We start from the raw sequence: 12,960 nt of genomic DNA on the forward strand, positions 1-12,960 counted from the left end.
TTTATGGAGTGGAATTGGGTATTAAGTAGTCGGACACAATTAAATTCATTGGTGGAGATAGGGAACAGGTTACAGGTTACAGGAAAAAACTTGTGTAATTAATTCTGTCTGATTACTTAAGGATTGGTAAGAAAATTAAGTCTCCAGTCCCTAGTCCCTAATTATCCAAACATTGTCAGCGGATATCCGCGTGTATCTCCGGTGGCAATTTTGCATTGCTAATTGGTGATAGCTTAATTCATTACCTATTTCCTAATTTAAAACGAAAACACTGTTCTGAACGGACTTTGCCAGATGGTGTTATTGGAGCGATCGCTACGACGGGCTATTCGGCGTCGCTATTAGTGTTGCTCATCAACAACAGTATGGAGGTAATACTAATAAGATTTACGCAGAGGAGATCACTTAACCCGCCGAAAAAGGGGAGGCAAAAATCGAAAAGTCTCGCGCGTTCGGGTTTACCGGCATGAAATGTCAATGTGTGGCAAAAGTCAATCTCCCGCGTCTAGTTCAACTTTTCAAGATATATCTTAAGCAAAACTTGCTGCCCATATCCCCGATTTATTCAAGAAGTCGGGGATTTAAATCCGAATTACTGACTCACTAGTTGCTCTTGCGATTCCTGTTTGACTGCTGACCCTTGAGTTCCTAGTTGAATCAGTTCTAGTTTATACCCGTCAGGATCTTCTACAAATGCAATTACTGTCGAACCATGTTTCATTGGCCCTGGTTCGCGTACAACCTTACCACCTTGATTGCGAATTTCTTCACACGTAGTGTAAATATCATCAACACCAAGGGCAATGTGACCGTAAGCATTACCCAATTCGTACTTTTCCACGCCCCAGTTATAGGTTAGTTCGATCACCGAGTTGTCGCTTTCGTCGCCGTAGCCAACAAAAGCCAGGGTAAATTCTCCTCCCGGATAATCTTTTCGGCGCAGTAATTTCATTCCTAGAATTTCACAGTAGAACTTTAAGGACTCTTCAAGGTTGCCCACCCGCAGCATTGTGTGTAGTAATCGCATATTGACCTTTTCTCTGTAATTGATTTAGTGTTATTCTCTGCCAACATTTTACCTAGCTCAAAGTCTTAAGGTAAAAATGCCATCAGAGAAAGAATTCAAAGGACAGGATAAACATTCCTTAGATATTTTTGGTATTTTGGCATTGATCCCTGTTCCATTAATGGAAATCTTCTTTAATCTCAGCCAATAAAGTCTCTTAAACGCCTATGCTAGCGATTGGGTTAGGCAACTGGACTGGATGCGTAACACACTCGAATAAAGGATAAAGTACAGATGAGTAAATTTCTAGATACTGCCATTGAGGCGATCGCAGCCCGTGAAATTCTTGATTCACGCGGTAGACCGACAATTGAAGCCGAAGTGCATTTAGCCAATGGTGTTGTCGGACTAGCACAAGTTCCCAGTGGTGCTTCGACTGGCACTTTTGAAGCCCACGAACTGCGTGATGGCGATAAAAGCCGTTATGGAGGAAAAGGCGTACTCAAGGCAGTACAAAACGTCAAAGAAGCACTTGCACCAAAATTACTAGGCTTGGATGTCCTCAACCAAGAACTCCTAGACCGCACGATGATCGCCATAGATGGTTCTCCTAACAAATCCAATTTGGGCGCGAATGCGATTTTGGGGGTTTCCTTAGCAGCAGCCAAAGCTGGTGCTGAATCTCTAGATATTCCTCTATATCGCTATTTGGGTGGCCCTTTAGCGAATTTGCTCCCAGTGCCGTTGATGAACGTAATTAACGGTGGCGCACACGCTTCAAATAACGTGGATTTTCAAGAGTTTATGATTGTCCCAATTGGCGCAACTTCCTTCCGGGAAGCGTTGCGCTGGGGTGCAGAGGTGTTTGCTACCCTCAGTCAGGTGTTAGATGAGAAGGGTTTGCTTACTGGTGTGGGTGATGAAGGTGGCTTTGCTCCTAACCTAGAATCTAATCAGGTGGCTTTAGAATTGCTAGTTGCTGCCATTAAGAAAGCTGGTTATAAACCAGGGGAACAAGTAGCTTTGGCGTTGGATGTGGCGGCTAGCGAGTTTTACAAAAATGGTCAGTATGTTTACGATGGTAAACCTCACGCTCCGGCTGAGTTTATTGATTATTTAGGACAACTGGTTGACCAATACCCAATTGTCTCAATTGAGGATGGCTTGCACGAAGAAGATTGGCAAAGTTGGCAATTACTTACCCAGAAGTTAGGTTCGCGGGTGCAATTGGTAGGGGATGATTTGTTTGTTACCAACGCTACTCGCTTGCAAAGAGGCATCCAGGAAAAAGCTGCTAATGCCATTTTGATTAAACTCAATCAAATTGGTTCTCTTACCGAAACTTTGGAAACGATTGATTTGGCAACTCGCAATAGTATCCGTTCAGTAATTAGCCATCGTTCTGGTGAAACAGAAGATACAACGATCGCTGATTTAGCTGTAGCAACCCGTGCCGGTCAAATCAAAACAGGTTCACTCTGTCGCAGCGAACGTGTAGCAAAATATAATCGCTTGCTGCGAATTGAAGATGAACTAGGCGATCGCGCCGTTTATGCTGGTGCTGTGGGGTTAGGGCCTAAGTAGGGAATAGGGAATAGGGAATAGGTTACAGGTTACAGGTATTTTCTGTCCCCTGTCCCCTGTCCCCTGTCCCCTGTCCCCTGTACCCTGTACCCTGTCCCCTAATTAAGGATAAAACCCCAACTTGGGCAACCCCAATGTTTCATCCCAGCCCATCATTAGGTTTAGACACTGAATCGCTTGTCCCGCCTGTCCTTTAATTAGATTGTCAATTGCTGACATGACAATCACGCGACCTGTGCGCGGGTCAACTTCTACACCGATGTAACAAAGATTGCTGCCGTTAGCCCATTTGGTTTGGGGATAAACGCCACTACCGCAGACTTTCACCCAAGGAGAGTTGCGGTAGAAGGCTGAGAAAATTGTGATTAAGTCATCTCGCACTAAACCGGGATCGCTCATCGTGGCATATACCGTTGCCAAAATACCGCGTACCATTGGGATAAGGTGCGGTGTAAATTGGATCATGAGTTCGTGACCAGCTAAGTCACTACAAATTTGCTCAATTTCTGGGGTATGACGGTGACGACCAACATTGAAAGCTGTTATAGAGTTGTCTGCTTCAGCTAGTAATAAGTTAGTTTGAGCTTGCCGTCCACTACTAGATGTGCCAGACTTGGCATCAATAATGGCTGTTTCTGGTCTGATTAAGCCTTGCTTTAAGAGTGGCGAAAGCGCAAGGAGACTAGCGGTGGGATAGGAACCAGGACAGCCAATAAGTTCAGCTTCGGCAATGCGATCGCGATAAAGTTCTGGCAATCCATAAACTGCTGTAGCTGCAATTGTGCGATCGCTTCTCTCGATACCATACCAATTTGTATAAGTTGTCAAATCACTAAACCGATAGTCTGCACTCAAATCTAATACTTTACATCCTTTTTCCAACAGTTTGGGCGCGATTTGGCAAGCCAGACCATTTGGTAAAGACAGGAAAACTATTTCACAGCGATGAGCAATTATTTCTGGTTCTACCGCCTCTATTAGCAGGTTAGTTGCATGAGCCAGATGCGGGTAAAGATCCCCAAAGGATTTTCCGATACTGCTCTCACCGCCTAAATAAACCAGTTCGACTTCTGGATGATCCATCAGTAGTCGTACTAACTGTACTCCGCCATAGCCCGACGCGCCAACAATCCCAACGGGTACGCGTCTAAATTTGCCCATGATCTGAAATCCTTATCCCATGAATAGTTAATTCGTTCTCAGCTATCAACAATATCAGCCACTAGACGCACAGCGTACAAAACGCCCCAAAGCTGGAGATGGGGGAGATGGGGGAGCAAAAAAAGTAAATTCTTCTTTCTCCTCATCCTCTTCATTCGCTGCACTATATCCCTACATTCTTTAATGGCAAAATTTGTTGCTAGGTTATCAAATCATTGCTAGTCTACTTCTCTGCCTTATAAAGGAGCTACAATCTAAAAGAAGAAATTGTTAAAAAAATTTACGTTGGTAGCTGGAAATCTTTCTGTGTCACAGCCTAATACTACACAAGTTTTTAAATTTGATTCGATTGATGCCGCTTTAGCAGACCTAAAAGCTGGTCGTGTGATTGTAGTGGTAGATGATGAAAATAGAGAAAATGAAGGCGATTTGATTTGTGCTGCCCAATTTGCTACACCCGACACGATTAATTTCATGGCGGTGGAAGCGAGAGGACTGATTTGTTTGGCAATGACAGGCGATCGCCTAGACGAGTTAGACTTACCTTTGATGGTAAGCAACATTACAGATACTAACCAAACTGCCTTCACTGTCAGTATTGATGCGGGGCCAGAATTGGGTGTTACCACAGGCATTTCAGCAGAAGACCGTGCCCGCACTATCCAGGTTACTCTCAATCCAGCCACAAAACCTACTGATTTACGTCGCCCTGGACATATTTTTCCCATTCGAGCTAAGGCTGGAGGCGTACTCAAACGCGCAGGACATACAGAAGCGGCTGTGGACTTATCTCGATTAGCAGGGCTGTACCCAGCAGGGGTAATTTGTGAAATTCAAAACCCCGATGGTTCAATGGCCCGGTTGCAGCAGTTAGTTGAATATGCTAAACGTCACAATTTAAAAATTATTAGTATTGCGGATTTAATCAGTTATCGCCTACAGCACGATCGCTTGGTATATCGTGAGGTGATTACTAAACTGCCTAGTCAATTCGGTCAGTTTGAAATTTACGCCTACCGCCACACCCTGGATAACACAGAACACGTTGCAATTGTCAAGGGCGACCCGGCTAACTTCAAAGATGAGCCTGTGATGGTGCGGATGCACTCAGAATGCTTAACAGGTGATGCTTTGGGTTCTTTGCGTTGTGACTGTCGGATGCAGTTACAAGCTGCATTGAAAATGATTGAGACTGCTGGTCAAGGTGTAGTTGTATACCTGCGCCAAGAAGGACGGGGAATCGGCTTGATTAACAAGTTGAAAGCCTACTCGTTGCAAGATATGGGGCTGGATACAGTAGAAGCAAATGAGCGCTTAGGATTTCCTGCGGACTTGCGAGACTATGGGATGGGGGCACAAATGCTCATGGACTTGGGCATCAAAAAGATTCGCCTGATTACCAATAATCCCCGCAAAATTGCCGGAGTCAAGGGCTATGGGTTGGAAGTAGTTGACCGTTTGCCGTTGTTGATTGAGGCGAACGACTACAATTCCTATTATCTGGCGACAAAGGCGAAAAAGCTGGGTCACATGCTGTTACAAACTTATCTGGTGACAGTAGCAATTCACTGGCAAGATGACCCGGAAGCTGTGACAGAACGTTATGAACGCTTAGAGAAACTGCGACATTTAGCGAAAAGTAATGATTTATTGTTGCAGGAAGAAGCGCGTCCCTTAGCGATCGCTATATTTGACGAGCCATCTCTAACAGTACACTTGGGTTTTGATCAGGCAAAAGTTGCTAGCTCTGATTGGTATAGCCAAAGTGGTCATCCTTATATACAGGCAATCTTCCAAATTTTGGACGAACTCGCAACTTTGCCATACATCCAGAAACTAGAATTTCTAATTTCTTCTGGTTGCGATCCTTTGAGTAATTTACAAGTCCAACTTGATCGACAGATATTCGCAGATGGTACGCTGCCTTCATCGATTAGCGATCGCTTGGAGACGCAGCAAATTTACAGCTTTAGCAAATAGCCGCCTTCCGAATAGTCAACTTCTTAAGGGGGTTGCAGGGTTTATTGTGTGTAAGTCCTACCTTCCCCCCGAACTTTTTAGCCATTCTTTTATATGACAATGAGAGCAATCAAAATTATTGTTGAAAAACATAACGATGGTTACATAGCTTATCCCTTGGGTATCAAGGGGGTTGTAGTTGGCGAAGGTGACAGCTATGAGGAAGCACTAGCTGATGTTAAATCTGCTATCCACTGCCATATAGAGACATTTGGTCAAGAGGTTTTAGAAGAGGAATCAACAGTGCTAGAAGCTTTTGTGGCGGAAGCTGAGGTTCCTATTTAATGGTTAAATTTCCAGTAGATGCATCTAAAACTAAAGTAATTAAGACATTAGAATTTCTGGGATTTACTATTATTAGAGAGCGGGAACATATTGTTATGGAGCGAAAAAACGAAGATGGAACAAAAACTCCACTGACTATGCCTAACCATTCTCAAATTAAAGGTTCGACGTTGAGATCCATCTGTACTCAAGCAGGTATCTCAAGAGAGGATTTTTTGTCTACTTATGAGCAAATCTGAAAGGCTGTATTCTGTTTTCACTCACAACACTTTAAAAGATACAGTCACAAATAAATTCTTGAGCTAGGCGGTCGCATCTCTCAAAATAAGCTAATTATTAGACGATTAGTGAAAACAAGAAGATACTCGATTGATCTCCAATGTTCTACTTTTTACCTCAGAACTCGGAACTTGAGCTTCAGAACACGAAACTCCGAGTTCAGAACACTAAGTTTTAAGCTCAAAACTCAAAACGTTGAGATGAAAACACCAGACTTTAGTTCTCTAAAAAAGAGTGAAGGAGATGAGGAAGCAAGGGAAGAATCTTATTAATACCCAATGCCCAATGCCCAATGCCCCATTCCCCAATTCCCAATTAATAGTGAGTTGCCGACTTGCGATGATGGACAGCTGTAACGCCATCATTATCTAGCAATTTGCCACTCTCAACAGTCGCATAAACCAGCCAGTGGTCGCCAGATTCCATCCGGTTTTGTACAGAACATTCGAGATATGCTAAAGCATCCGTAAGTATGGGAGAACCACTTTCAGTTTCTTGAGCGGCTACATCAGCAAATCGGTCTTGTCCTGGGCCAAAAGGTTTGAGGAAGTGCTTCATCAATCCCAAGTGATTCCCTTCTTTAAGGATGTTGAGGACAAATTTATTTCCTGTATGCATCAGTGTTTCTACTGCCCGGTCTTTGGCCACAGCGATGGTTAAACCAGGTGGGCTAAAGCTGGCTTGAGATACCCAAGAGGCTAACATGGCACTGGAGCGATCGCCCTCTTTTGCTGTGAGAACGCAAAGAGAACCTACAATCCGACCAACGGCCTGTTCTACAGTTGTTGCAGGTTGACTTGGCGATCGCACTTTTCTAGCTTTCTTCAATGCTTGGGCAAAGTCGGTTCCAGCTTCTTCACACAATTGTAAGGTGGCATCGTCGGGTTTGAATTTGACGCGGATTGTATCAAAACCAAATCGATAGCCAGCATCTTTTAATTTACCCTCAATTAAATCAACTGCTTCCCCACTCCAGCCAAAGGAACCAAAAGCACCAGCGAGTTTATTATTAGTAGCGGTAGATAACACAATTCCTAAAGCTGTTTGCACGGGTGTGGGTGCATGACCACCAAGGGTAGGAGAACCAATGATGAAACCACCTGCTTTTTCCACAGCCGCCCGGATTTCTTCTGGTTCAGTAAATTCGCAGTTAATGGATTCTACAGCGACGCCAGCTTTTGTAATCCCACGAGCGATCGCTTGGGCTAAGGTTGCCGTATTCCCATAAGCTGATGCATAAATTAACGCTACTGTCAAGTCAGCAGAAGTTTGTTGTTGACTCCACTCCCGATAAGCTTTGGTCAGTTCGATTAAGCCATAGCGCACCAAAGGGCCGTGTCCATTGGCATACATTCGCACAGGAAAATCGACCAGTTTATCCAGTGCTGTTTCAACTTGACGGGCGTGAGGAGCCATGAGGCAATCAAAATAATAGCGCCGATCCTCGTTATATACTTCCCAGCCTTCATCAAATACCTGATCTCCGCAAACGTGCGCCCCAAATAACTTATCTGTGTACAGAATTTCTGTTTGTGGATCGTAGGTGCTGAGTTGATCTGCATAGCGGGGATTGGGGATGGGAATAAATTGTAAATTATGCCCATTACCCAAATCTAGAGTTTCTTCGCCCCGCATCACGAGAATTTGCAAGTCTGGATTTTCCAGCGCCGCACGTAAATTTATCGCCCCTGGATTAGAACACACAAAGGTGATTTGCGGGGCAATTTCTAACAAAGCTTTTAAAGTTGCAGCGCGGTTAGGATTTACGTGTCCCAAAATTACATAATCTAGGTCTTCGAGATGGAAACGTTGCTGCAAGGCTTCTAAATAAATTTGCGTAAACGTTTCCCCTGGAGGATCGATAATTGCGTTTTTATCGCTTTCGATTAAATAAGAATTAGCAGTAGTACCCTTAGCAAGAGCATATTCAATTTCAAATCTCAGCCTTGACCAACTGCGCGATCGCAGTATTTTTGTATCTGTAGCTATTGGATAAACTTGAACATCACGGGGTTTATTTTTTGACATGGCTGGAACAATTTTAGATTTTAGATTTTAGATTTTGGATTGTTAATTAAACATCCAAATTTTGGAGATTAAGTAATAAGGTCTATACTGCACAAATGCTTTATTGAGTGTGAGTGTTTTTGGATTTTGGATTATTAATCTAAAATCCAAAATCCAAAATCCAAAATTAATAGTGATTACCGACTTTACGGTGATGCACAGCAGTCAAAGCTTCTGGTTTAGAAACTCGTCCGGCGTAGACTGTGCTGTATACTGCCCAGTGGTCGCCACAATCCATTCTACTGATGACTTCACACTCCATGTAGGCGAGGGCATCGTTGAGAATAGGCGCACCATTTTCAGCTGGCTGGGTTCTTACACCTTCAAAGCGATCTGCACCAGGGGCGAACCGTTTTAAAAAGTGCTTCATGAGTGGTTGGAAATTGCCTTCTTCTAAAACGTTGAGAACAAAGCGATCGCCTACTTGCATCAGTGATTCAATTGCCCGATCTTTAGCGACTGCAATGGAAAATCCCAAGGGTTTAAAGCTAGCTTGACTCACCCAAGAGGCTAGCATCGCACTGGAAACATCGCCTTTTTTGGCCGTAATAATATATAGTCCGCCGCTGATTCTACCTAGTGCTTTATCTAAGTCAGCACTCAGGGATTTCATGGCTTTGATACTGCGATCGCGTGTTACCCATTGAGCTAAGTCTGTACCCGCTTCTTCACAAAGCTTGTAGGTGTTTTCTGTGGGTGTTTGTTTAATCCGAATCGCTGGAAAAACTGTCGTCAACCCCAAATTGCGGAATTTACTCAGCAAAGGATCTATTGGCTCATCATCGCCACCGCCGGCTTCAAAAATACCGATGGCTTGCTTTTCTTTAGCTGATCCTAAAACTGTGCTGAGTGCAGATTGAATGTTCGCAGCGCCAGAAGCCGGAGGTAGACCAACGATTAGTCCAGCACAACGGCTAACTAATTCCCGCAGTTCTTGTAAATCGACTTCAGATCCCAAATCGACAATTTCCACGGCGACACCGGTTTTACCGATACCGTTGGCAATTGCTTGGGCGAGGCGATCGCTATATCCGTATTCGGAAACGTAAAATATTCCAACTGCTGTTTCTGGCTTGCTTTGGCTTTGGCTCCAAGTGCGGTAACGTCCAATTAGTTCCTCAACGTTGTGAGATAATAATGGCCCATGTCCTGTAGCAACCATATCGATGGTTTTCAATTCCGCCATCCGCTTCAAGGCAGAGAGAACTGAACGTGCATTTGGCCCCATCAAGCAATCGTAGTAGTAATGAAAGTCTTCTTCGATAGCTGCCAAGTCTTCATCAAAGGTGCTATCTGAGCAATAGTGCAAACCAAAAGCATCGCAGGTGTAGAGAACTTTGGTTTTGTGGTCGAAGCTGAAAATTGTATCTGGCCAATGTAAATTTGGGGCAATCACGAATTCAAATTCATGACCATTACCCAAATCTAAGCGATCGCCATTTTTCACAATCCGCCGCTTGAATGGCTGATGTACTAAATCTTCTAGAAACTGAATCGCCACCTTAGAACCGACAACGGTAATTTCTGGAGCAATTTGCAACAAATCTTTAACTAAACCGCTATGGTCTGGCTCAGTGTGGCTGATAATTAAATAATCAATCTCTGTTGGCTTGATTAATCCGGTGAGCGTATCAAAATATAGTTGGCGAAACTTTTCGTGGGAGGTATCAACTAAGGCCGTCTGCTCCCCGCGAATCAGAAACGAGTTATAAGTAGTACCGTTTTGCAGACCAAACTCAATATCGAAGCGATCGCGATCCCAGTCCAAAGAGCGAATAGCCGTCGTCTCTTGAGCAATCTCCACAGTCTGTATGGTGAGCCGTTTTTCAGTTTTTTCGGTGAGCGCTACCATAACTCCCTCCTTGACACAATGAGTATTTCTTCCTCTTCTTTTATTGTGACACGGCTTGAATGTTAATTTTTATTAAAAAATTTATGGTTGACTTAAAAAAGTTAAAAGTGTGAAACCGCAGAAGCACGGAGAACACAGAGAGGAAATTTGCCTAGCCTTGGAAATTGGTAATTCCCGACTGCATTGGGCATTGTTTATTGGCGAAACACTTTATTCCGCCTGGGATACTGACTATCTTCCTGAGTCTGTTATACAACAACTGGCTGAATGTCAAACTCTAGATTATTTTCTAGAGAAAATTTTTCTACCTAGTCAGCAAGGTGATTTTCTCACAAACACATCTCCCCCCTACCCTCTTCTCCTCGCATCCGTAGTTCCTAGCCAAACTGCTATTTGGCAAACTTACCCAAATACTCACGTTATTACTTTAAACCAAGTACCGCTCAAAGGTATCTATCCCACATTAGGAATTGACCGCGCTTTAGCTTTATGGGGTGCGGGAAAAACTTGGGGTTTTCCAATGTTGGTGATTGATGCAGGAACAGCGCTGACTTTTACGGCTGCGGATGATAAGGAGTGTCTAGTTGGAGGTGCAATTTTGCCGGGATTGGGTTTGCAGTTTGCGACTCTCGGTCAACAAACAGGACAATTACCATTAGTAGAAAATCAAAGTTTTCCGTATCTTCCACCGCGTTTTGCTCTTAATACTATAGAGGCTATTCAAAGTGGAGTTATTTATACAATATTAGCTGGAATTAAAGATTTTATTGAAGCATGGTGGCAATTGTTTCCTAATGGGAAAATTGCAATTAAAGGTGGCGATCGCACTTTATTACTAAACTATCTACGAGTCTTATATCCTGAGATTGCAGATAGTTTGATTGTGGAATCAAATTTAATTTTTTGGGGAATGCGAGAAATAGTAATGAAGAATAAGGAATAGGAATCCGAGTTTTCACGGGCAAGAAACAATTCAAATGTATTGGCAACAAACTCTGAATGAGCTAGTTTAATTCGTTTAAATTATCGCTTTTTAAAATACCTTCAATAAACTCGCGAATCTCAATCGCCACAACCCCAGCCGAAGATTCTGGTAAGTCATTTCCGGCATGGGCAATCATTTTCAACTCGACTTTTGGCATCAGTTGAGCATAAACCCGGCTCTTGGCTAAAGCATCTGGTGTATCTTGACCACCTTGTAAAATAAAAACTGGGGCATCTATCATGTAAAGCTGCTTTTGCAGGAATTCCGCCTCAATTTCTACTTGTCGTCGTTTAAAAAGTAACTGACAAGCTATGGGGTAACGCAGCAATTCCTGACGTAATTGCAAATCCTGGGCAATTTTGTCATGCCAACCCAGGATTTTAGTTAAGGGAATTAGCGATCGCAATAATTTAACTAGTAGTGGTGGATAATTCAATAATCGCCGCATCTTCCGGCAATACTGTTCTTGTCCTGCTATCTCTACACCCTCTGGTGCTAGCAATACTACACCATCAACTTTTTCTGGATACTTTAAAGCATAGCTAGCAGCAATCCACCCCCCAAGAGAATGCCCCACTAAATACACTTTTTCTAGCTTTACAGCTTGCAAAAACTCAGCTAGACATTCAACTTGTAAATCTATCGAATGGTGGATATTCGGATTTTCTGATTCACCAAACCCTAACAAATCAGGTGCAAAACAATGAAAATCTTGTGCAAGGGACTCCATCACAGATAACCATTGACTGCTCTCATTCCAAGCACCATGTAAAAAAATTATAGGAGTTTTTTCACCGACTTCACGCCAGAATAATAGCCCTTGAGAGAGCTTTCTCCGCGAGTTACGGAATAGTGTATCCATTTTAATTTAGTAGTTAACTTTTAGCATCATAATAAATAGTCATTTGTCATTGGTCATTTGTCATTGGTCATTGGTTATTAACAATTAGTTTTGGACAATTACAAATAGAGAAGTGTCAACCGTTCGCGTGGACTCTCTTTGGGGAAACCTCTAGTAGAGAAGATTTCCTTAGATCATACTTTGGCAGCAAATGACATAGATGCGCCAGCAGTTTATCACAGGGTAGGACTAATGACTAAATATATTGTTATGCCAGTGTTGTCAAGCCATTCAAGTAGTCTTGCAACTGCCGAGTATGGTCGTGAGACATCTGTCCTGAAGGGAGGAAATTGGGAGAGAAAGCTTGGATTTCCATGACTTCTAAAGTATCCTGAATTTCCATTGTCCCATGTACCTCGGCTTCAACCACAATACAAATTGAATGGATTCTGGGATCGCGGTCTGGTGCAGAGTAAACTCCTACCAAACGGTTAATTTTCACCAATTCTAGTCCGGTTTCCTCGATCAATTCCCGGCGGACTGTGTTGGGAATATCTTCTCCCCAATCCACCATTCCTCCAGGCAATGCCCAAAGACCATCATCACGCCGCCGGATCAGTACTATCCGACCATCGGGTAAAATTGGGATGATACTAGTGCCAGTAATGGGATGACGAAATATTATACCCAATACTGTTTGTCCAATACGCCATAAGCTACGTGTGGACTGGACAGCTGCCGGAAAAAAAGCAATAACGTTCAATCTTCAAAATTTATGTATTGTATTCTATAGTTCTCTACCACTTACATAAACTCAACTAATAAAATTTTGGTTGAGTTTTGTTTTATACAAAATGTTTGTGATTCGAGATTTTATTCTC

11 protein-coding genes are annotated in these 12,960 nt (G+C 43.1%); 5 read left to right on the top strand and 6 right to left on the bottom strand.

What is annotated here, in order from left to right; translation table 11 throughout:
• Nucleotides 1–592: 592 nt before the first annotated feature.
• The gene (gene gloA, locus A4S05_RS25605) at nucleotides 593–1,027 is read right to left on the bottom strand and encodes a lactoylglutathione lyase (RefSeq protein WP_069072598.1); all 435 of its coding nucleotides are present in this window, start codon (nucleotides 1,025–1,027) and stop codon (nucleotides 593–595) included.
• A 273-nt stretch (nucleotides 1,028–1,300) separates the two neighbouring features.
• On the opposite strand from gloA, the gene eno reads away from it, so the two are divergent.
• Nucleotides 1,301–2,590, top strand: a complete 1,290-nt coding sequence (eno, locus tag A4S05_RS25610; protein ID WP_069072599.1) for a phosphopyruvate hydratase — start codon at nucleotides 1,301–1,303, stop codon at nucleotides 2,588–2,590.
• Between the two features lie 102 nt (nucleotides 2,591–2,692).
• Here eno and argC read toward each other — a convergent pair whose 3' ends face one another.
• Nucleotides 2,693–3,751 carry an N-acetyl-gamma-glutamyl-phosphate reductase gene (argC, locus tag A4S05_RS25615; protein ID WP_069072600.1) on the bottom strand — a complete coding sequence of 353 codons (1,059 nt, stop codon included), beginning with the start codon at nucleotides 3,749–3,751 and terminating at the stop codon, nucleotides 2,693–2,695.
• Nucleotides 3,752–4,057: 306 nt separating this feature from the next.
• Between argC and ribBA the strand changes: the two genes are divergently transcribed.
• From ribBA to A4S05_RS25630, 3 genes are all read left to right on the top strand, one after another.
• On the top strand, nucleotides 4,058–5,731 hold the full coding sequence (gene ribBA / locus A4S05_RS25620) for a bifunctional 3,4-dihydroxy-2-butanone-4-phosphate synthase/GTP cyclohydrolase II (protein WP_069072601.1): 1,674 nt from the start codon (nucleotides 4,058–4,060) through the stop codon (nucleotides 5,729–5,731).
• 93 nt (nucleotides 5,732–5,824) lie between these two features.
• Entirely contained in the window at nucleotides 5,825–6,055 is a 231-nt protein-coding gene (locus A4S05_RS25625) for a type II toxin-antitoxin system HicB family antitoxin (protein WP_069072602.1), read from the top strand.
• Nucleotides 6,055–6,294: a type II toxin-antitoxin system HicA family toxin gene (locus A4S05_RS25630; protein WP_069072603.1), complete on the top strand. Its 240-nt coding sequence runs from the start codon at nucleotides 6,055–6,057 to the stop codon at nucleotides 6,292–6,294. Before A4S05_RS25625 ends, A4S05_RS25630 begins: the two co-directional genes overlap by 1 nt.
• Before the next feature lie 355 nt (nucleotides 6,295–6,649).
• On the opposite strand, the gene A4S05_RS25635 is transcribed toward A4S05_RS25630, so the two are convergent.
• A complete protein-coding gene (locus A4S05_RS25635) occupies nucleotides 6,650–8,362 on the bottom strand; it encodes a diflavin flavoprotein (RefSeq protein WP_069072604.1) in 1,713 nt (570 codons plus the stop codon).
• 166 nt (nucleotides 8,363–8,528) lie between these two features.
• Nucleotides 8,529–10,253 carry a diflavin flavoprotein gene (locus A4S05_RS25640; protein ID WP_069072605.1) on the bottom strand — a complete coding sequence of 575 codons (1,725 nt, stop codon included), beginning with the start codon at nucleotides 10,251–10,253 and terminating at the stop codon, nucleotides 8,529–8,531.
• Nucleotides 10,254–10,362: 109 nt separating this feature from the next.
• On the opposite strand from A4S05_RS25640, the gene A4S05_RS25645 reads away from it, so the two are divergent.
• Nucleotides 10,363–11,196, top strand: a complete 834-nt coding sequence (locus tag A4S05_RS25645) for a pantothenate kinase (protein WP_069072606.1) — start codon at nucleotides 10,363–10,365, stop codon at nucleotides 11,194–11,196.
• A gap of 61 nt (nucleotides 11,197–11,257) precedes the next feature.
• On the opposite strand, the gene A4S05_RS25650 is transcribed toward A4S05_RS25645, so the two are convergent.
• Entirely contained in the window at nucleotides 11,258–12,100 is an 843-nt protein-coding gene (locus A4S05_RS25650) for an alpha/beta fold hydrolase (RefSeq protein ID WP_069072607.1), read from the bottom strand.
• 247 nt (nucleotides 12,101–12,347) lie between these two features.
• Nucleotides 12,348–12,842, bottom strand: coding sequence for an NUDIX hydrolase (locus A4S05_RS25655; protein WP_069072608.1), 495 nt, complete (start codon nucleotides 12,840–12,842; stop codon nucleotides 12,348–12,350).
• Nucleotides 12,843–12,960: the final 118 nt, after the last annotated feature.

It is taken from the genome of Nostoc sp. KVJ20, assembly GCF_001712795.1.
GTDB lineage: Bacteria > Cyanobacteriota > Cyanobacteriia > Cyanobacteriales > Nostocaceae > Nostoc.

What these genes read in the sequence shown, in the direction of transcription:
- gloA (WP_069072598.1), bottom strand. Translation starts at nt 1,027, where the DNA reads ATGCGATTACTACACACAATGCTGCGGGTGGGCAACCTTGAAGAGTCC.
- eno (WP_069072599.1), top strand. Translation starts at nt 1,301, where the DNA reads ATGAGTAAATTTCTAGATACTGCCATTGAGGCGATCGCAGCCCGTGAA.
- argC (WP_069072600.1), bottom strand. Translation starts at nt 3,751, where the DNA reads ATGGGCAAATTTAGACGCGTACCCGTTGGGATTGTTGGCGCGTCGGGC.
- A4S05_RS25625 (WP_069072602.1), top strand. Translation starts at nt 5,825, where the DNA reads ATGACAATGAGAGCAATCAAAATTATTGTTGAAAAACATAACGATGGT.
- A4S05_RS25630 (WP_069072603.1), top strand. Translation starts at nt 6,055, where the DNA reads ATGGTTAAATTTCCAGTAGATGCATCTAAAACTAAAGTAATTAAGACA.
- A4S05_RS25635 (WP_069072604.1), bottom strand. Translation starts at nt 8,362, where the DNA reads ATGTCAAAAAATAAACCCCGTGATGTTCAAGTTTATCCAATAGCTACA.
- A4S05_RS25640 (WP_069072605.1), bottom strand. Translation starts at nt 10,253, where the DNA reads ATGGTAGCGCTCACCGAAAAAACTGAAAAACGGCTCACCATACAGACT.
- A4S05_RS25650 (WP_069072607.1), bottom strand. Translation starts at nt 12,100, where the DNA reads ATGGATACACTATTCCGTAACTCGCGGAGAAAGCTCTCTCAAGGGCTA.